Source organism: Niveispirillum sp. FG148, from assembly GCF_057809655.1.
Genome location: NZ_JBMDKJ010000047.1, coordinates 1 through 20,087, shown reverse-complemented (window position 1 = coordinate 20,087; position 20,087 = coordinate 1). Strand labels below are relative to the sequence as shown.

At 63.3% G+C, this 20,087-nt stretch carries 17 protein-coding genes; 12 read left to right on the top strand and 5 right to left on the bottom strand.

The genetic code is table 11. The annotated features are described in order from the left end of the window. Positions 1-12 precede the first annotated feature (12 nt). The 8 genes from ACODTW_RS26985 (at position 13) to ACODTW_RS26950 (ending at position 7,929) form a co-directional block, all read left to right on the top strand. Positions 13-798, top strand: coding sequence for a biotin--[acetyl-CoA-carboxylase] ligase (locus ACODTW_RS26985; protein ID WP_488949263.1), 786 nt, complete (start codon positions 13-15; stop codon positions 796-798). Beyond that, on the top strand, positions 798-1,586 hold the full coding sequence (locus tag ACODTW_RS26980; protein ID WP_488949261.1) for a type III pantothenate kinase: 789 nt from the start codon (positions 798-800) through the stop codon (positions 1,584-1,586). Before ACODTW_RS26985 ends, ACODTW_RS26980 begins: the two co-directional genes overlap by 1 nt. A 12-nt stretch (positions 1,587-1,598) precedes the next feature. Continuing rightward, a complete protein-coding gene (locus ACODTW_RS26975; protein WP_488949260.1) occupies positions 1,599-3,284 on the top strand; it encodes a ribonuclease J in 1,686 nt (561 codons plus the stop codon). A 93-nt stretch (positions 3,285-3,377) separates the two neighbouring features. After that, positions 3,378-3,782, top strand: a complete 405-nt coding sequence (mce, locus tag ACODTW_RS26970; RefSeq protein ID WP_488949258.1) for a methylmalonyl-CoA epimerase — start codon at positions 3,378-3,380, stop codon at positions 3,780-3,782. Positions 3,783-3,911: 129 nt separating this feature from the next. After that, positions 3,912-4,157, top strand: a complete 246-nt coding sequence (locus tag ACODTW_RS26965) for a DUF1467 family protein (protein ID WP_488949256.1) — start codon at positions 3,912-3,914, stop codon at positions 4,155-4,157. 42 nt (positions 4,158-4,199) lie between these two features. Then, positions 4,200-5,378 carry a GNAT family N-acetyltransferase gene (locus tag ACODTW_RS26960; protein WP_488949255.1) on the top strand — a complete coding sequence of 393 codons (1,179 nt, stop codon included), beginning with the start codon at positions 4,200-4,202 and terminating at the stop codon, positions 5,376-5,378. A gap of 262 nt (positions 5,379-5,640) precedes the next feature. Continuing rightward, positions 5,641-7,263 carry a tetratricopeptide repeat protein gene (locus ACODTW_RS26955; RefSeq protein WP_488949253.1) on the top strand — a complete coding sequence of 541 codons (1,623 nt, stop codon included), beginning with the start codon at positions 5,641-5,643 and terminating at the stop codon, positions 7,261-7,263. A gap of 126 nt (positions 7,264-7,389) precedes the next feature. Beyond that, positions 7,390-7,929, top strand: a complete 540-nt coding sequence (locus ACODTW_RS26950) for a thioesterase family protein (RefSeq protein ID WP_488949252.1) — start codon at positions 7,390-7,392, stop codon at positions 7,927-7,929. 55 nt (positions 7,930-7,984) lie between these two features. Here the strand turns inward: ACODTW_RS26950 and ACODTW_RS26945 are convergent, their stop codons facing one another. Together ACODTW_RS26945 and ACODTW_RS26940 are read right to left on the bottom strand one after the other, a co-directional pair. Then, positions 7,985-10,117 (bottom strand): prolyl oligopeptidase family serine peptidase, encoded by a 2,133-nt coding sequence (locus tag ACODTW_RS26945; protein WP_488949251.1) that lies wholly within the window; start codon positions 10,115-10,117, stop codon positions 7,985-7,987. A gap of 164 nt (positions 10,118-10,281) precedes the next feature. Beyond that, entirely contained in the window at positions 10,282-11,364 is a 1,083-nt protein-coding gene (locus ACODTW_RS26940; RefSeq protein ID WP_488949249.1) for an anhydro-N-acetylmuramic acid kinase, read from the bottom strand. Positions 11,365-11,551: 187 nt separating this feature from the next. Between ACODTW_RS26940 and tyrS the strand changes: the two genes are divergently transcribed. The 3 genes from tyrS to ACODTW_RS26925 all read left to right on the top strand — a co-directional run bounded on the left by tyrS (position 11,552) and on the right by ACODTW_RS26925 (position 16,063). After that, positions 11,552-12,823, top strand: a complete 1,272-nt coding sequence (tyrS, locus tag ACODTW_RS26935; protein WP_488949248.1) for a tyrosine--tRNA ligase — start codon at positions 11,552-11,554, stop codon at positions 12,821-12,823. Positions 12,824-13,252: 429 nt separating this feature from the next. Further along, positions 13,253-13,651 (top strand): hypothetical protein, encoded by a 399-nt coding sequence (locus ACODTW_RS26930; protein ID WP_488949247.1) that lies wholly within the window; start codon positions 13,253-13,255, stop codon positions 13,649-13,651. Positions 13,652-13,729: 78 nt separating this feature from the next. Further along, positions 13,730-16,063 (top strand): ATP-dependent helicase, encoded by a 2,334-nt coding sequence (locus ACODTW_RS26925; RefSeq protein ID WP_488949246.1) that lies wholly within the window; start codon positions 13,730-13,732, stop codon positions 16,061-16,063. A gap of 10 nt (positions 16,064-16,073) precedes the next feature. Here the strand turns inward: ACODTW_RS26925 and ACODTW_RS26920 are convergent, their stop codons facing one another. Then, the gene (locus ACODTW_RS26920) at positions 16,074-17,033 is read right to left on the bottom strand and encodes an alpha/beta hydrolase (RefSeq protein WP_488949244.1); all 960 of its coding nucleotides are present in this window, start codon (positions 17,031-17,033) and stop codon (positions 16,074-16,076) included. Between the two features lie 164 nt (positions 17,034-17,197). On the opposite strand from ACODTW_RS26920, the gene ACODTW_RS26915 reads away from it, so the two are divergent. Then, the gene (locus ACODTW_RS26915; RefSeq protein WP_488949242.1) at positions 17,198-17,611 is read left to right on the top strand and encodes a hemerythrin domain-containing protein; all 414 of its coding nucleotides are present in this window, start codon (positions 17,198-17,200) and stop codon (positions 17,609-17,611) included. A gap of 279 nt (positions 17,612-17,890) precedes the next feature. Here the strand turns inward: ACODTW_RS26915 and pth are convergent, their stop codons facing one another. Further along, positions 17,891-18,505 (bottom strand): aminoacyl-tRNA hydrolase, encoded by a 615-nt coding sequence (gene pth / locus ACODTW_RS26910; protein ID WP_488949240.1) that lies wholly within the window; start codon positions 18,503-18,505, stop codon positions 17,891-17,893. A gap of 196 nt (positions 18,506-18,701) precedes the next feature. Continuing rightward, complete coding sequence (locus ACODTW_RS26905) at positions 18,702-19,283, bottom strand: 50S ribosomal protein L25/general stress protein Ctc (RefSeq protein ID WP_488949239.1); 582 nt, start codon at positions 19,281-19,283, stop codon at positions 18,702-18,704. Between the last annotated feature and the right edge of the window lie 804 nt (positions 19,284-20,087).

The following is a 20,087-nucleotide window of genomic DNA, read 5'->3' as shown; positions in this document are numbered from 1 at the left end:
CGTTCCCGGCTCATGCTGACCGGAAGCAACAGCTCCTTGGAAACGCGGGCGGCCTTGCTGCCCGCGTTTTTTCATCTTCTGGACCTGGAAGAGTGTGCAAGCACCAATGACATGGCCAAGGAGATGGCCCGTCAGGGGGCCCCGGAGGGGACGATCGTGCGCGCCCGCCGACAGACGGCCGGGCGGGGACGTCGCGGCAGGGTCTGGAGCGCGGGGGAGGGGAATCTCGCCTGCTCGCTGATTTTGCGGCCGGGCTTGCCGCCGGGCGATGCCGCCCTCATTTCTTTTGTAGCGGCGGTTGCCGTTGGTGACGCCGTGTCTGCGCTGGTTCCAGGGCGTGTCACCCTGAAATGGCCGAACGATGTGCTGCTGGACGGGGCCAAACTGTCAGGAATCCTTTTGGAGTCCGAAGCGGATCGGGCAGGCCATGTCGAATGGTTGGTGCTGGGGGTCGGCATCAATGTGCGGCATTTCCCGGCGGAGGCGATGTATCCCGCCACCTGCGTTCAGGCCGGGGGTGGGCCTGATGATGTCGATCAGGTGTTTGCTGCCTATGCCGCGGCCTTTGTGGCCTGGTATCGCCGCTTCCTCTCCCAGGGGTTCGCGCCCGTGCGGGCCGCCTGGTTGAATGCGGCGCAGGGGTTGGGCGGGCCGGTAACGGTACGTCTGCACGATGAGAGCTTTACCGGCCGCCTGATCGACCTGGATGATGAGGGCGGATTACTGGTGGATGTTGGCGGATCAATCCGGCGGGTGACGGCCGGTGATGTGTTCTTTCGGGGCGGGGAGCCTTCGTGATGCTGTTAGCCATCGATGCCGGCAACACCAATGTCGTCTTCGCCGTCTTTGACGGGGATGAAAAGCGGGCGCATTGGCGCATCTCCACTGACAGCCAGCGGACGGCGGACGAATATGCCGTTTGGCTGGTGACCTTGATGTCGATGAAGGGCTTAGGGCCAGGCGACATCAATTCCGCCATCCTGTCCAGCGTGGTGCCGTCGCAGACCTATGCCCTGATCAAGCTGACGGAAGATCATTTCGGCTGCACGCCCATGCGCGTCGGTGATCCTGCCGTCGAACTGGGGCTGGAGGTCAAATTGACCAACCCGCGGGAGGCGGGGGCGGATCGGCTGGTCAATGCCGTGTCGGCCGTTGCCTCCTATGCTGCACCGCTGATCGTCATTGATATCGGCACGGGCACGACCTTTGACGTCGTGGATGCCAGCGGTGCCTTTGTCGGTGGCGTCATCGCGCCGGGGCCGGCCCTGTCGCTGGATGCGCTGCACCGGGTCGCTGCACAGCTTCCCAAGGTCGATATTGCGAAGCCGGAGGTTGCCATCGGCCGCGGCACGGTTGCCGCCATGCAGTCGGGCATGTTCTGGGGCTATACAGGCATGATCGAAGGTATTCTGAAAAAGATCATCGCCGAATTGTCGCCCGACGGGCGGACGCCGGTGACGGTGATCGGCACGGGTGGGCTGGTCCGCCTGTTCGCCGAGGGCACCGACATGATCCACCATATTGATGGGGACCTGACGTTGCGGGGTCTCCGGTTGATCCACACACGCAACAGTGCTGCCAACTGAATTCAGGACCGAATGACGGAAGAAAAGCATCTGGAGACCAAGGATTTCGACCCGAAGGCCCTGCATTTCGTTCCCCTGGGCGGGTCGGGCGAGATCGGGATGAATCTGAACCTCTACCATCACCAGGGAAAATGGCTGATGGTGGATCTGGGCGTCAGTTTCGGTGACGAAACGACCCCCGGTGTGGATATTATTCTGCCCGATACCAGCTTCATCGAGCAGCGGGTCGATGATCTGGTTGGTATTGTGCTGACCCATGCGCACGAAGACCATCTGGGGGCTGTCCCGCATCTGTGGGAGGATCTGCGCGTTCCCGTCTGGTGCACGCCGTTTACGGCCAGCTTCCTGAAGGCGAAGCTGGTGGAGACGGGGCTGCAGAATAAGGTGCCGATCAACGTCATCCCGCTGGGTGGCAAGGCAAAGATCGGTCCTTTCGATATCGAATTGATCAGTCTGACCCATTCCATCCCGGAGCCGAACGCCCTGGTCATCCGGACCGAGGCCGGAACGGTGCTGCATACGGGGGACTGGAAGCTGGACCCCGACCCCGTCATCGGTCTGCTGGCCGATGAAGAGGCGCTGAAGAAGCTGGGCCGGGAAGGCGTGACGGCCATGATCTGCGACAGCACCAATGCCATGGTGCCGGGCTGGTCCGGATCGGAAGCGGCCGTGAAGGAAAGCCTGACGGAGCTGTTCGGCCGTTATCAGGACACACGCATCGCCGTCACCTGCTTTGCCAGCAATGTCGCACGCCTGCATTCCATCGCGTTGGCGGCACAGGCGCACGGACGGCAGGTGGCGCTGGCCGGCCGGTCGCTGTGGCGGATCAACGAGGCGGCGCGGGCCAATGGTTATCTGACCGACCTGCCGCCCTTCCTGACGGAGCGGGAGGCGGGCTATGTCCCGCGGGAGAAGCTTGTCGTCATCTGTACCGGCAGCCAGGGGGAGCCGCGCGCGGCCCTCGCCCGCATCGCCAATGACGACCATCCCGATGTGGTGCTGGAACGGGACGACGTGGTCATCTTCTCTGCCCGTGAAATCCCGGGCAACGAGAAATCGATCGCCAAGATCCAGAACGGTCTGATGCGTCAGGGCATCCAGGTGGTGACTGCGGACGAAGAATTCGTCCATGTCTCCGGCCATCCGGCCCGCGATGAACTGGTGCAGATGTATCAGTGGGTCCGGCCCAAGATCGCCGTGCCGGTTCACGGTGAACATCGGCATCTGACTGTACATGCGGCCCTGGCCCGGGACTGTCAGGTCCCGGAGGTGGTGGTGCCCGAAGATGGTGGTGTCATCCGTCTGGGGCCGGGACCGGCGGCCATGATTGGCCATGTGCATGCGGGCAAGCTGTGCATCGACGGCAAGCGCATCGTGCCGCTGTCCAACATGGCCATGCGTGGCCGGGCCCGCATGGCCCAGGCCGGCGTGTCGATGGTGACCCTGGTCCTGACCCCGCGGGGGGAATTCCTGGCCGATCCGAAGGTCACGTCCGTCGGTCTGCTGGAAGAGGACGAGGTGGAAGAAGAGACGGCCGACCTGATCGCCCGGGTGCGGGGGGCAGTGGAGGCCCTGTCGCGCGCGGCCAAGCAGGACGACGCCCAGGTGAAGGAGGCGGCACGTCTGGCCATCCGCCGGTCCTTCAGTTCCAGCCAGGGGCGTAAACCCCTGACGGAAGTCCATCTGGTCCGCATCTGATGGGTGGGTATCGTGCGGTTTTGTCACGGGTGACGTCCGCGTCACCCGTGGCTATCTATTCCCGCAACGAACCATAAAAGAGGAACGTGGGTGATGATCGGCCGTTTGAATCATGTTGCCATTGTTGTGCCGGATCTGGCTGTGGCGGCGGAGACCTATCGCACGACCCTGGGCGCCACCGTGTCAGCGCCGCTGGATCTGCCCGACCATGGGGTGACCACGGTGTTCGTGGAACTGCCCAATACCAAGATTGAGTTGCTGCATCCGTTCGGGGAGGGCAGCACCATCGCCAAGTTCCTGTCCAACAACCCGTCGGGTGGCATCCACCATGTCTGCTACGAGGTGGAGGACATCATCGCTGCCCGTGACAAGCTGAAGGCCGACGGGCTGCGTGTCCTGGGCGACGGGGAGCCGAAGATCGGTGCCCATGGCAAGCCGGTGCTGTTCCTGCATCCCAAGGACCTGTTCGGCACCCTGGTCGAGATCGAGCAGGTCTGACGGCTTATACCAGCGGCGGGAAATCTTGACCGGGGGTCAATCTTTCCCGCCCCTCAATCGCCGGCGCCTACAGCCGTAGGCTTGGCTACGCCGCACGAGCGGCGTTGGGCACTGGATTGGAGGAACGCCATGGGTTGGGCTACCTGGGCTGCGATTTATTTCACTGTCTGGTGGACGGTGCTGTTCATGGTGCTGCCCTTCGGTGTGAAACGGGACGAGGCGCCAGAGCAGGGGCACCAGCCCGGCGCCCCGGCACGCCCCCTGCTGATGCAGAAATTCCTGTGGACGACAATGCTGTCGGCCGTCCTGGTTCTGATCGGCTGGGCCAGTGCGCATTTCCAGTGGATCGACTGGGCCGGGCTGTTCCGCGACTAGGTTACGCCCTATATCCTGAACGACAGGCAGAAACGGACCATCATGCCCGACGCCCAGGATCACAGCGCCTTGCAGATCGACCTTGTCGATCGGATTGCCGATATTCCCGCCGCGGATTGGGATGAATGCCTGGTCGGCACAGCTGGCGGGACCGACAATCCATTCCTGCGGCATGTTTTCCTGAATGCCTTGGAAATCAGTGGATCGGTGGGTGGTGACACGGGGTGGGAGCCCAAGCATCTGCGGGTCCGCGATGCCCAGGGGCGGCTGCTGGCCGTCATGCCGCTGTATCTGAAGTCGCATTCCTACGGCGAATATGTCTTTGACCAGCGTTGGGCCGACGCGTTCGAACGGGCGGGCGGGCAATATTATCCCAAGTTGCAGGCCTGCGTACCCTTCACGCCTGTGACGGGCCCGCGCCTGCTGTGCCGGGCCGATGCGCCGGCGGGTGTGGCGACGGCCATGATCGGCATGGTGCGGCGTCTGGCCGATGCCAATGACCTGTCGGGTGTCCATGTCACATTTCCCGACCAGGCCACCCATGACCGGTTGGTGGCGGCCGGCTGGCTGTCGCGCATCGGCACCCAATATCACTGGGAAAACCGGGGATACCGGCATTTCGACGATTTCCTGGCCGCCTTCAGCAGCCGCAAGCGCAAGGCGGTACGCAAGGAGCGGCAGGTGGTGGCCGACAGTGGCGTTGAACTGCTCACCCTGACCGGGGCCGATCTGATGGAAGAACATTGGGCCGCCTTCGACCGGCTTTACCGGACCACATCGGATCGCAAGTGGGGTTTTCCCTATTTGACGCGGGACTTCTTTTTCCGCCTGGGGGAGGGGATGGCCGATCAGGTGGTGCTGGTTCTGGCGCGTGATGGGACGCGTTGGGTTGGCGGCGCCCTGAACCTGCTGGGTGAAACCACGCTCTATGGCCGCAACTGGGGTGGGGCCGGGGATTATCCCTTCCTGCATTTCGAGGCCTGCTACTACCGGGCTATCGATTTCGCCATCGAACGCGGTCTGACGCGGGTCGAGGCGGGTGCGCAAGGGGAACACAAGATCCAGCGCGGCTATCTGCCGGTGAAGACCTGGTCGGCCCATTACCTGGCCCATCCCGGCTTGCATCGTGCCGTTGCCGACGTTCTGGAGCGGGAGCGTTCCGCCATGGAGGCACAGATTGCCGAACTGAGCCTGGAAAGCCCTTATCGACAGGGGGATTAGGGTCCATCTGCTTTTTTTCGGAAGCACCTTATGGACTCTCAGCTTTCGGCAGAACCGACCGGTGACGGTTTTGCCGGGTGGGTCCCTGCGGGGCCGGGAATTTTCGTCCCGCACCGGGGTTCAGCAACCCGGCAGCTTTTGCCTTTCACGAAAAATATCAATAAAATCAACGTAGACGGACGTTGGCACACCCCTTGCTTTTAGGACTGCGAACCGAATTGGCCCGGATGGGCCCAGAACCGCAGCACCAAGGAGCCACCCCATGTCGTTCGTCCAGGATTGCGTCAGCATCTCCCGTCAGCACCTGATGGCCGGTTACCTGGCCGAAGCCGAAATGAGCTGCCGGACGGCATTGCAGGTCGAGCCGGCGCATTCGGAGGCCACGCACCTGCTGGGGATCATCGCCCTTCAGTCCAACCGTGCGGCAGAAGCCAACGAGCTGTTCGCCAAGGCCATCGAGCTGGATGACCAGCGCGCCGAATACCATAACAGCCGCGGCGTCCTGCTCTATGGCTGCCGCCGCTTCGAAGAGGCCGAGGCCGAGTTCGCCAAGGCCGTCGATCTGGATCCCGGCAATGGCGTCTCGCACAATAATCTGGGCAACGCCCTGCGCGCCCAGGGCCGTCTGGCCGAGGCCGAGCGCTGCTTCCGCGCCGCTGTGGCCCAGCGCCCGGCCTATGCCGAAGCGCACAACAACCTGGGCAACACGCTGCGTGAGCTGGGCAATCTGGCCGAAGCGGAATTCTGCTTCCGCCACTCCCTGGGCCTGATGCCCAAGAACCTGGACGCTGCCTATAACCTGGCAGCCCTGCTGCTCTATACCGAGCGTCTGGACGAAGCCGGTCGCCTGTTCGCCAATGTCCTGGCCGGCGACCCCAGCCGGGCGGAGGCGGCCATCGGTCTGGCCCAGGTGTTCCAGGGTCAGAACCGCATTGAGGACGCCGTCGCCCTGCTGACCGGGGTTCACAACCGCATGCCCGACAATGCCGCCGTCCTGTTCGCCCTGCAGCTGCTGCGCTCCACGCAGATCCCGGCCTGGCACATCCCCATGATCAATGATCATGAACGCAACGATGCTTATGAGGCGGCGGTCGAAAACGCGGTGAAGGAAGGCGACATCGTTCTGGAAATCGGTACGGGTTCCGCCCTGGTCGCCATGATGGCCGCCCGCGCCGGTGCCGACCATGTCTATACCTGCGAGATGCACAAGCCGCTGGTCGAAGTGGCCCGCGAGACGGTGGAACTGAACGGCTACAGCGACAAGGTCACCGTTATCGGCAAGAAGTCCACCGATCTGGTGATGGGGCAGGACATGCCGGAAAAGGCCGATGTCTTCGTGTCAGAACTGATCAATGTCGGCATGCTGGCGCCTGATATGCTGACCATCCTGCAGCATGCGCGCCAGAATCTGCTGAAGCCCGGTGCCAAGATCATCCCGGCCGCCGCCACCGTCTACTGCGCCCTGATCCAGGCCGACGACATGCGCCGCATCAGCCCGGTGCGCAATATCAACGGCTTCAACATGTCGAAGTTCGACCAGTTCCGCACGCCGGGCTATGCCACCATCGATCTGGCCGCCGAACCGCACCAGATCATGTCCGACACGACGGAGGCCTGGTTCTTCGACTTCTACAAGAACATGGCCGACAGCGATGCCAAGACCCTGACCGTCACCGCGACGGAAACGGGTGTGGCCCACGGCGTGGCCTTCTGGTTCCACCTGCATATGGACGACCAGGTCACCTATGACAGCAAGTCGTCCACCCGCACCAACCATTGGAAGCAGGCCGTCTACTTCTTCGACCAGGATATCGAGGTGCAGAAGGGCAAGCCCGTGATGATCGGCACCGGCTACGACCGCACCCAGATCCACTTCTATATCTGATCGGGTCTTTCGGAACGCGATACCGATGCAGGCTTGATTTCTTGCCGGACCTCACGCCGTATCTGTTTCGCCAATGCGAGGGCGGTGCCAAAAGGGCGCCGCCCTTCGTCTGTTCCGGGACCCTAAATGAACCTGATTTTCCGCCTGGCTATTGTTTTCTTCTCCGCCCTGCTGTCGCGGCGCCGGTTGGGGCCGCTGGACATGTCGGTCCTGTCCATGCGGGTCTGGCTGAACGATATCGACACCAACCTGCACATGAACAATGGCCGCTATTTCACGGTGGCCGATCTGGGGCGGCTGGATCTGATGATCCGCAGCGGCATGCTGGGCTTGGTGCTGAAGCGCAAATGGGCGCCGGCCCTGGGCGGGGCGACCGTGCGCTTCCGCCGTGAATTGAAGCCGTTCCAGCCCTATCGCCTGAAAACCCGCGTCCTGTGCTGGGAAGGGCGCTGGATCTATCTGGAACACGTCTTCGAAGCGATGGATGGGCAGATGGCCGCCGTCATCGTCGTAAAGGGTGTATTCCTGGAACGCGGCCGGTCGATCGACACGTCCGAGCTGATGCACCATATGGGCATCGACCTGCCCAGCCCGCCCATGCCGCCGGATATCCGCGCCTGGCAGGAAGCGCAGCAGGCGATCAGCGACCGGGCGAAGGAAGGGTGAGTCCCCAAAACGAAAAAGGGAGGCCGAAGCCCCCCTTTTCCGCGCCCAATCGACCTCACCGGTCGATCAGCTTCTGCGTCAGATAGACAACCTGCATCGCCGACATTTCCGCCCGCTGCTTCAGGTTGGCAGCCGCCGCGTGGCCGCCTTCCATGTTCTCAAAATAGATGACCTTGTGGCCCTGGCTTTCCAGCCTGGCCACGAATTTGCGGGCATGGCCCGGATGCACGCGGTCATCCTTGGTGGAGGTATAGACGAAGGCTTCCGGGTACTTTGCGTCCTTGCGCACATTCTGATAGGGGCTGAATTTGGCGATCCAGGCGCGTTCGTCGGCCTTTTCCGGGTCGCCATATTCGGCCATCCAGGACGCGCCGGCCAGCATGGTGTGATAGCGCATCATGTCCAGCAGCGGCACGGCCACGATGACGGCGCCGAACAGGTCCGGCCGCTGGGTCATGGTGACGCCGGTCAGCAGACCGCCATTCGACCCGCCCTGGATGCCCAGGCGCGCCGGCTTGGTCACCTTGGTCTTGATCAGGTCCTCGGCCACGGCCTGGAAATCATCATAGGCGCGCTGGCGGTTGCCCTTCAGCGCCGCCTGATGCCAAGCGGGGCCATATTCGCCACCACCACGGATATTGGCGACGACATAGGTGCCGCCCTGCTGCAGCCAAGCCTTGCCCATGACCGACATATAGGACGGCGTCTGCGAAATCTCGAACCCGCCATAACCATAGAGCAGGGTCGGATTCTCCCCGTCCGCCTTCTGATCCTTCCTACGGACGATGTAATAGGGGACCTTGGTGCCGTCCTTGGACGTGGCGAAACGCTGATCGGCCGTAAACGGGCTGGCATCGAACCGGGCGGGCAGGGATTTGATGGCCTCGGGCTTGCCGCCATTGGTCATGACATACAGCGTGTCGGGCTGCAGGAAGTTGGTGTAGTTCACCAGCACATCCGTGCTGTGCCCGTCCGTCGACACGATGTTGACGCTGCCATTGGCCGGCATGTCCACATCGGCCGTGGTCCAGCCCTTGGCCCCCTTGCGCGCCGCCACAAACCGCCCGGCGACATTGTCCAAGAGGTCGATATAGATGGCGTCCTTGGCGATGCCCACGCCCTGGATGGCGGTTGTCGGGGCCTGGGCCAGAATGACATCGACGCTGCTTATGCTGCCGCTGGCGGCTTGGGCCATGGGTACGGCAACCAGATCCCCGCGCTTCAGCGACTTGCTGGCCACCGACCAGTCATCACGCAGCCAGACGATCAGGTCCCCATTCATCACGCCCTTCAGATCAACCGTCTGTGGCAGGGCCAGCTTCTTCGGCTTGCCATCGGCGCCCAACTGGTACCATTCCTCGGTGAAGAAGTCGGGACCACGCTGCAACAGGATGGTGCTGCCTTCCGGCCGGTGGATGCCCCAGGGGCGCGCCCAGACGTCCTTTTCGCCCACTTCCATGACGATGGGGGCCTGTGACAGGTCGGTGCCGCGCTTCCACAGGCGCACCTGACGGGCATAGCCGCTGTCGGTCATGGTGCCGGGGCCGTAATTGGTGGCGACCAGCAGCGTATCCTTGTCCAGCCAATCGACGGTCTGCTTGGATTCCGGCGTCTGGAACCCGTCCTTCACGAAGCTTTTCGTGGCGACGTCGAATTCGCGCACGGTGACGGCATCCTTGCCGCCATCCGACAGGCTGACCAGACAGCGGCCGGCATCGGCGCCAAAGCAATTATGGCCCTTATAGACCCAGTTCTTGCCTTCATCCTTGGACAGTTGGTCGATATCCAGGATGGTTTCCCAGGCCGTATCCTTGGACTTGTAGCTGTCCAGGGTGGCACGGCGCCAGACGCCGCGGACATTGGTCTGGTCCTGCCAGAAATTATCGACCTTGCCGCCCTCCAGGCTGCCATAGGCGATACGGTCCTTGGCGGTCAGCACGCGCTCGGCCTCGGCGCGGATCGGTTCGAACCGGGGATCGTTCTTCAGCCGGGCGAATGTCGCCTCATTATGCTGCTTGCCCCAGTCCAGGGCCTTCTGGCCTTCCACCTCCTCCAGCCAGACGAACGGGTCCTGCTTGGCCTGTTCGTCGGCAAACGGGGTGGTCGAGGGTGTTTCCGCTGCCAGGGCAGGGGTGGAGCTAAGTGCGATCAAGGCCGCCGCCGTCATCAAAGCGTTGCGCACAGACATGGTCCGCTATGTCCCGTTTGTTCATGCCCGCTGGCCGTCCGGTGCCACCGGTTCTTGACCTATCTGGGTATCATTGACGCGACAGGGTCGTAAGCGGCTGATACAAACCTGAAACAATTCAGACGTCGGTTGCGGGCTGTACGCGCGGACCGGTCGATGCCGCCTCACGGCCGCGGGTGAAATTTCCCGCCCGTCAGGGGTTCCGGCACCCCCGTCGTGCCCGGCAGGGACAAGGGCAGGCCCAGCCGGGAGCGCACGGCCAGATAGGCGAAGGCTTCGGCCTCCAGCGCATCGCCGTTCCAGCCCAGCCCGTCGACGGGGGAGACGGGGGCGCCTTCCAGCCGGTCGGCCAGCATCCACATCAGGGTTTCATTGCGCCGGCCGCCGCCGCAGATCAGCCAACGTTTGGGCCGGGTGGGCAGATGGTCCAGGGACCGGATGATGCTTTCGGCTGTGAAGGCCGTCAGGGTGGCCGCGGCATCCTCTGTCGACAGGTTGTTCAAGGCCGCACGGGACCAGGCGTCACGGTCCAGCGATTTGGGTGGCGGGGCCACGAAATAATCATGGTTCAGAAGTCGACCCAGCAGCACCTCGTCCACGGTGCCGCTGCCCGCGATGCGCCCGCCATCATCATAGGGCTCGCCCGTGCGGGCCAGGACCAGATCGTCGATCAGGGCATTGCCGGGACCGGTATCGAAGGCAACCACATCCAGCGGCCCCTCGCCCAGCCAGGTGATGTTGGCGACCCCGCCAATATTCAGGATGGCCAGCGGTCGATCCAGATCGCCCGCCAGCGCCTGGTGATAAAGCGGGACCAGGGGGGCGCCCTGACCGCCGGCCTGCACATCGGCCGTGCGGAAATCATGTACGACGTCGATGCCGGTGGCCGTCGCCAGCCGAGCGCCGTCACCGATCTGCCAGGTGTGGCGGCGATCGGGCGCGTGCAGAATGGTGTGGCCGTGAAAACCAATCAGGTCCACCTGATCGGTCGCGACCTCCTGCACGCGCAGCAGGCTTTGCACAGCTTCGGCATGCAGGTCGGTCAATTCCGCCTCCACCCCCGCCACATCACCGACACCGCCCAGCACGGCCCGCAGCCGGTCACGGAAGGCGCGGCGATAGGGGGTGAAGATGAAGCCCAACGGCTCCACCCAGCCATGCCCGTCCGTGCGGACCAAGGCGGCATCGATACCGTCCATCGACGTACCGCTCATCAGGCCAATGGTCAGGAAACGCTGCAATGCCATCACGCACCCGTGTTCTTGATACCCGGTGCCAGCCATCCGGGATGGCTGGCTTCGGCGGCACATGCCGCCGCCGCGCCGGTCGGCGCGGATACCAGAGGTCAAATCTTTTGACCTCTGGTACGCGTCGGGATGTGCTACCACGCCCGTGGCCAATGGGGCCATTCCCGAACTTCAAGGTCCATGAAAGATGAGCACGACCACCGTTCCCGCGAACATCAAGTCCGAATTCCTGCGCGTGATGGTGGAGCGTGGCTATTATCATCAGGCCACGGATCTGGAGGCATTGGACAAGCAATTGTCCGATGGCATCGTCACCGGCTATATCGGGTTTGACGCCACGGCGACCAGCCTGCATGTCGGCTCGCTGATTCAGATCATGATCCTGCGCCGCTTGCAGCAGGCGGGGCACCGCCCCATCGCCCTGATGGGCGGCGGCACGACCAAGATCGGCGACCCGACCTTCAAGGATGAAGCGCGCCCCCTGCTGACCAACGAGGTCATCGACCAGAATATCAAGGGCATCCTGACACCCTTCAACCGGCTGATCCAGTTCGGCACGGGGCCAACGGACGCCGTGCTGGCCAACAATGCCGAATGGCTGGACGAGTTGCGCTACATCCCGTTCCTGCGCGATGTCGGCCGGCATTTCACCATCAACCGTATGCTGACCTTTGACTCGGTCAAGCTGCGTCTGGACCGTGAACAGCCGCTGACCTTCCTGGAATTCAACTACATGATCCTGCAGGCCTACGATTTCGTGGAGTTGCAGCGCCGGTTCGGCTGCACCTTGCAGTGCGGCGGGTCGGACCAGTGGGGCAATATCGTCAATGGCGTGGAACTGGGCCGACGCATCGCCAATGCCCAGTTGTTCGGCCTCACCTCCCCGCTGCTGACCACGTCGTCGGGTGCCAAGATGGGCAAGACGGCGGCCGGTGCCGTGTGGCTGAACGAGGATCGCCTGTCCAACCTGGATTTCTGGCAGTACTGGCGCAACACGGAAGATGCCGATGTCGGCCGCTTCCTGAAGCTGTTTACCGACCTGCCGCTGGCGGAGATCGCCCGGCTGGAGGCGCTGCAGGGCGCAGAGATCAACGAGGCCAAGAAGATCCTGGCGACGGAGGTCACGGCCCTGGTCCGCGGCCGCGAAGCCGCCGAACAGGCCGCCGAGACCGCCCGCCGCACGTTCGAGGAAGGGGCCGCGGCCGAAGGTCTGCCTACGATCGAACTGGCGGCCGCCGCCCTGGCCGACGGTGCCTATCTGGCCGACCTGATGGTCCAGGCCGGATTGTCCGCCAGCAAGGGCGAGGCGCGCCGCCTGATCAAGGGCAATGGCGTGAAGGTCAATGACGGGGCCGTCTCGGACGAGGCCTATAAGCTGTTTGCCTCCCATGTCGGCGATGACGGCGTCATCAAGCTGTCGGCCGGCAAGAAGCGCCACGCCCTGGTGAAACTGGTGTGATGTCGGCAGGTCATTCTGGTCAGACGGGAAGATTTGCCTTATAGTCGGGAGAAGGTGGGACGGTGCGCTAACACCGGCCCACCCTCCTTATGCCCGGTTGATCAGGATGGTGACGTGCAACACACGCCGCCGCCAGATCGTGAACCGGAGCAACAGGATAAAGGGCATATTCCTCATGCCTCTTTACCTCCGTTGACGGCGGTCCGGCCAATTCCGGGCCGCCGTTTTCGATTCTGCCGGGGGTGGACTTTTGTTTAAGGGAAAATACATAGGGTTATATTCGTCACGGCGGCTTCCGGGTTCGCCTGCAATGCTTGCTTTAATATCTGATCATGTCCCGTCGGACACGAGACGGACGGTGCTGGGTATTTTCTGCGAAATGTGGGAACCTTCTGACTCCGGATGGCAATAATCTGAACAGGTATACTTGTGCGTGCCCCAGACCTGACGAGCGATGGCTGGTGTCTTGACGATGGTGAAGCCTATCACCACGCGGCGCCGACCACGTTCTGGATTCCCGACCGCCAGCAGCGTGAAGGTCTGGAACCCGGCGATTTCGCGAAGCTGATCTTTCAGATCGCCTTGGCTGGGGGGGATGGCAAAGAGGTCGCGTTCGAACGCATGTGGGTTATCGTGCGAGAAAGGACGGCTGATGGCTACCTGGGGGTTCTGGACAATGACCCCGACGCCATTGAGGAGAATGATCTACTTTGGTCCGGTACCGCGTTGCCTTTCCAGCCAAGGCATATCATCAACATCCTCAAAGGAGATGAGGCGAGCCGTGCGCTGGCGATGCAACCACCCAGGATGCAATGGCCGCCGGGCTGATTTTCACGGGTTGCCGGCAGAAGGGGGGCGAGCTGGGCCTTTGTCATGGCCGAGAATTCTGTATATGTTCTCCCCACCATGATTGACGATCTGATCGACGAGCCGTACCCGGCGCACCCGCCCGCAACCGCGCACCGCCCCTATCTGGACGGGTTGAACCCGGTCCAGCGGCAGGCGGTGGAGGCACTGGACGGGCCTGTCCTGGTGTTGGCCGGCGCTGGTACCGGCAAGACGCGCGTGCTGACCACGCGGCTGGCGCATCTGCTGCTGTCGCGGCGGGTCAGCCCGTGGAACGTGCTGACCGTGACCTTCACCAACAAGGCCGCGCGGGAGATGCGGGAGCGGGTGGACAACCTGCTGGGTGGTCAATCCGAAGGCTGGTGGATGGGCACCTTCCATTCGCTGGCTGCCCGCATCCTGCGCCGTCATGCCGAACTGATCGGCCTGAAACCCAGCTTCACCATCCTGGACACCGACGATCAGATCCGTCTGGTGAAACAGTTGATGGAGGCGGAGAATATCGATGCCAAGAAATGGCCGGCGCGCGTGCTGCTGTCCATCATCGAACGCTGGAAGGACCGGGCGCTGACGCCCGACAAGCTGAAGCCGGAAGATGCGGGCGACGCCGCCAATGGCCGCATCCTTTCCATCTACCGGCAATATCAGGAACGGTTGCTGAGCCTGAACTGCTGTGATTTCGGGGATCTGCTGCTGCATAATATCACGCTGTTCCAACAGCATAATGACGTGCTGATCGAGTATCAGAACCGCTTCAAATATATCCTGGTGGACGAATATCAGGACACCAACGTCGCCCAGTATCTGTGGCTGCGTCTGCTGGCCCAGGCCCATCGCAATATCTGCTGCGTGGGCGACGATGACCAGTCCATCTATGGCTGGCGCGGGGCGGAGGTGGGGAACATCCTGCGGTTTGAGCATGATTTTCCCGGTGCCCAGGTCATCCGTCTGGAACAGAATTACCGCTCCACCGCCCATATCCTGGGGGCTGCCCACGGCATCATCGCCAATAATCATGGTCGCCTGGGCAAGCAGCTCTGGACCGAGACGGAGGGCGGGGAGAAGGTGCGCGTGCGCGGCCTGTGGGACGCGGAAGAAGAAGCGCGCTGGGTCGGGGACGAGGTAGAGGCGCTGCAGCGCAAGGGCGTCAGCCTGGGCCAGATGGCCGTGCTGGTCCGCGCCGGGTTCCAGACGCGCGAGTTCGAGGAACGGTTCATCACCTTGGGCCTGCCTTACCGCGTCATTGGCGGCCCACGCTTCTATGAGCGGCAGGAAATCCGCGATGCGCTGGCCTATCTGCGTGTGCTGGTCAGTCCGGAGGATGATCTGGCGTTCGAGCGGATCATCAATACGCCCAAGCGCGGCATCGGGGCGACCACCATCCAGCAGCTTTACGTCGCCGCCCGCACCCTGGGCGTGCCGCTGACGGAGGCCGCCTGGAAGCTGTCGCAGACGGATGAACTGAAGCCCAAGATGCGCAGTACCCTGGGCGGGCTGTCGCAGGATTTCTTCCGCTGGCAGGCGCTGATCGACCGGGTACCGCATACGGAACTGGCCCAGACCGTGCTGGATGAAAGCGGCTATACCCGCATGTGGCAGGAGGATAAGAGCCCCGAGGCCCCCGGCCGCCTGGACAATCTGAAGGAACTGATCAACGCCATGGGTGAGTTCGAGAACCTGACCGGGTTCCTGGAACATGTCTCCCTGGTCATGGAAAATGCGCAAGGGTCGGGGGCGGAGCAGGTGTCGCTGATGACCCTGCATGGCGCCAAGGGCCTGGAATTCGACGTCGTTTTCCTGCCGGGATGGGAGGAGGGGGTGTTCCCCAGCCAGCGCACCCTGGATGAGAACGGCATTGCCGGGCTGGAAGAAGAACGCCGGCTGGCCTATGTCGGTATCACCCGCGGCCGCAAACGGGTCTATATCAGCCACGCCGCCAATCGGCGCATCCATGGCACCTGGGCCACATCCATCCCGTCGCGCTTTGTTGAGGAACTGCCGGCCGAGCATATCGAGACGGAGAACAATCCCGGCATCGGCGGGGCGGGCTTTGGCGGCAGCATGCGCGAAAGCGCCTATGGGGGCGGGTTCGGCGGTGGTTGGAAAAGCCCGGGCGGCGGCGGCTTCGGCGACCGTTTCAACCGCATGGGGCAGAAGGCGGCCCAGGCCCCGGCGCGGGCCGGTGGCCGGTTGCTGGAAGGGACAGCCGTCGATGTGACCCCGCGCAGCCGGCCTAACCGGCCCTATAATCCCGGCGACCGCGTGTTCCACACCAAGTTCGGCTATGGCACCGTCAAGGCGGTGGAAAACGACAAGCTGGAGATCAGCTTCGATGTGGCCGGCATCAAGAAGGTGATGGACAGCTTCGTGGTGCCGGCCGATCAGGCGGGATAAGGGGCCAGCCTCATCCCCACCAGTCCAGCAGCAGGTCGGGCCAGCGGCGCAGCGGGTTGTCGGCGGCGATGCGGGGGCCGTGACCGAAGCCGTGGCCGCCCTTGGCATAGACATGCAGTTCGGCCGGCACCCCTTCCTTGCGGCAGGCGGCGTGGAAGGACAGGCTGTTTTCCACGGGCACAGCCCCGTCATCGGCCGTATGCAGCAGGAAGCTGGGGGGCGTGTCGGCCGTGACCTGACGGTCGGCCGACCAATGCTCCACCGAGGCCGCATCGGGATTGGCCCCCAGCAGCCGGTCGCGCGAGCCGGCATGGGTGACACCGGCCTGCATGCTGATGACCGGATAGATCAGAGCCTGGCGTGCGGGGCGGGCGGACAGCGTGTCGGCTGCATCCACGGGATCATAGACCTTTTCCCCATAAAGCGTGCCCAGTGTGGCGGCGACATGGCCGCCGGCAGAAAAGCCCATGCTGCCCAGCCGGTCGCCATCAATGCCAAACTCCCGGGCCCGGTGACGGATCAGGCGCATGGCGCGCTGGGCGTCCTGCAACGCCACGGCGGGGCCGTGCTGCGGCGCTTCCCCCGGCAGGCGGTAGGTCAGGACGAAGGCGGTGAAGCCGCGGGCGGCCAGCAGGGGGCCCAGTTCGTTACCCTCCTTATCCACCACCACCCGTTGATAGCCGCCGCCAGGTGTGATCAGGATGGATCGGCCGCTGGGCACGGCGGCGCGATGGACGGTCAGGAAGGGGCGGGTGATGCCGTCAATATAGCGGTCGGGCATCGACGGGTCCTGCCCCCGTTCGACCAGCCGCTGCTGCAACGGTGCCCCGGCGGAGCCTGGCCCCACGCCGCCCGGCCAGATCTCGATCGTTTCCGTCGGCCCGACGGCCGCGGCCGGGGCCCGACCGGCCGTCAGCACCCCTGCCACCATCATCGATCCACGCAGCCAGTCGCGCCGTGACACTGCCATATCCCTGCCCAATCCCCTGTTAACGGTAACCGGTAGCAACCATGCCGGGGCGCGCGGTTCAGCGCAAGCGGGGAAGGGCAGGCGGCTGCGACAAGCCGCCACATCGGCCGAACCGTTTGCCAGGAATAAGGTGTATTTCAAATATAGCTTTACGGAAATGGATCATGAGCCCCATCACCGCCCACCTGAAACACGACCATGCCGAGTTGAAGCGCATCCTGGATCAGGTGCGCCAGCAGGGGATCGGCACGGCACAAGGCCGCGCCACGCTGCTGGCGGCGCGCGACCTCTTCACCGACCATATAAGGCGGGAGGATGAGGAGTTTTACCCCGACTACCGCCGTCTGGCCCTGCGCGACCCCGTACGGGCGGCCACGGCGGAGCAGTTCGCGCGAGAGATGGTGGACCTGGGCGGCCAGATCCTGGCCTTCTTCGAAAAGTACAGGGAGGGCGGTTCCGGCCTGGATTTCGCCATCGATTTCGGCCGAATGAGCGCGCTGCTGCAATCCCGCTGGCATAAGGAGGAGGCGATCCTCTATGCCCGCTATGACGAGATGGCGGCGCGTCAGGCGGCGTAGGACACTGACCGTAAGTTGCTGCGGAGACTGGCAGAATTGGGGTGCCGCATCATCCAAAGTTACCTCAGCCTGCGCACATCGGCGCAAGCTTAACTCTCCATATTAACCTGCCTCCCCCGCGAAAGCGGGGGTCCAGGGGCCCCAAGCGACAACGCGTCGGTGCTCTTGACTCCTGGACCCCCGCTTTCGCGGGGGAGGCAGGGAAGGTGAAGCCTCAATCTTAGCGCCCATGGGCCGCACCAGGGGTGACGGGTGAGGTCCCCCTAAACCTGACAAACCCTATCCCCCCGTCGGGGCCGGCTTTTCCGGTTTCGGCGGCTTGGGCGGGGCGGTCAGGGCGGCGATGCGGGAGGCGTATTTCTCCGGCTCCCCCTTGACCAGCAGGGGCAGTTCGGCGGCCAGCACATCCAGCAGCTTGGGCAGCCAGACCTCGTCCACCTTGGCGAAATTGCCCAGCACCCAGCCATGCACCCGGTCCTTGTCGCCGGGATGGCCGATGCCGATGCGCACGCGCCAGTAATCCTTGCCGATATGATCGTCGATGGAGCGCAGGCCATTATGCCCGCCATGGCCGCCGCCCTGCTTCACCCGGATTTTTCCGGCGGCGACATCCAGTTCGTCATGCAGGACGATGGTGTCGTTGGGCGTCAGCTTATAAAAGCGCATGGCCTCTCCGACCGACTGGCCGGACAGGTTCATGAAGGTCTGCGGCTTCAGCAGGAAGCATTTTTCGCCGCCCGCCATGCCTTCGGCGACCATCCCTTGAAAGCGGCGCTTCCAGGGGCCGAAGCCGTAGCGGCCATGGATTTCGTCCACGGCCATGAACCCGACATTATGCCGGTGCCGTTCATATTCCGGGCCGGGATTGCCCAGTCCGACCAGCAGACGCATCATCGGGATCCGCTATATTATTCCTCAGGCGCCGGGCGCCTGCATCCGCAGGCTCGGGCTTACGCGGCATGGGCCGCGCGGCAGCAGTCGCCGCCGAATCCGCATCCGGTAAGGCCAGCCTACCGGATGCGGGTATCACTTTCCGGCGCCGTTGCGTTTCAGGGTGAACCCGGAAACGCGCAGGTCACCGGCCTGAAGATCAGGCGTCGGCCTTGACCGTCGGGGCGGCGATCGTGGCGACGGTGAAGTCGCGATCTTCGATCGTCGGGCGCACGCCTTCCGGCAGCTTCACGGCGGAGATGTGAACCGAGGCGCCAACTTCGAAGCCGGCCAGATCGACGACGATCTTTTCCGGCAGGTTGCCGGCCAGGGCGAACACTTCGATGTCGTGACGGACGACGTTCAGCACGCCACCCTTCTTGATGCCCGGGCAGGTTTCGACATTCACGAACTCCACCGGCACCTTCAGGGTGATTTCGGTGGTGTCGCCGACGCGCAGGAAGTCGACATGCAGCGGACGGTCATAGACCGGGTCCAGCTGAACATCGCGCGGCAGCACGCGGTGCGTCGCGCCATCGACCGTGATGTCGAACAGGTGGGTGAAGAAGCCCGGACGGTGCAGTTCACGATGGAACTTGGTGTAGTCCAGGGAGATCATCACCGGCTTTTCCTTGTTGCCGTAGATCACAGCCGGGATCTGGCCTTCACGACGAACGGCCCGGGCGGTCCCCTTTCCGGCCCGGTCGCGAGCCGTGGCGGCGAGCGCGATAATCTGGGTCATGGTACTCTCCTAGTACGAAAAAAGACCCGCATCGCGGAATTCCGCGCCGGGTCCGGTAATGGCGCCAGCCTCCAGGGGTGCTGCACGCCGCGAAAATGGTTGGGCCTTTTAGGCGCAAACGGCCGCAGAGTCAAGCCGCGGCGGGCGGGGCGGGCCTTGCACTGCGGGCGGGGCAGGGGGCGGTTTTGGCGCCGGTTATTCGGAGATGGATGGCGCGAGACTCCGAATGGAGGGGCGATCTGCAACCAAGTGCAACATCACAGTGGGGGGTGTTTCAGAGTTTTGGACAGGGGGGCTCTGAGAGGGGAGGTATCGTGCAACAGGATGCAACATGAAAGCGGGGTGTGTTTCAGAGTTGGCCTGATGCGGGCTCCGAAAAGTGGGCGAGCGGGCGGTGATAATTCTAGTGAGCGGTTTCTAGGCGCACGGATAATATTGTGGGGCCCATCATAACGCAGTTTGGCCGGAAAGTCAGCTTTGCGCTTCCAATTCGGTCGTTCGCGTGACAAGTCGAAGCCCCAGAAACCGGTCATAGATCGATTTGGGTCGATGCTGAACAAATGGCGATCAAGCATGAATTCGTGCTAGATTGCCGCAGTGACCGTCGGTGAACTCGTGCCCTCACCCGATCTCGATCTCGAAGATTTGTTCACATTGCTCGGCGCCTTTAGAGGCGATGCCTATCTCCAGGCGAAAGTCGCGTGATGGCGGACGAAATCAGAACCCTGGCTGCGGCGGGCCTGATAATCCCGGTGGGTTCTATTTTGAAGTGCGACATTCCTTTAATATCAGATGGTTATCTAT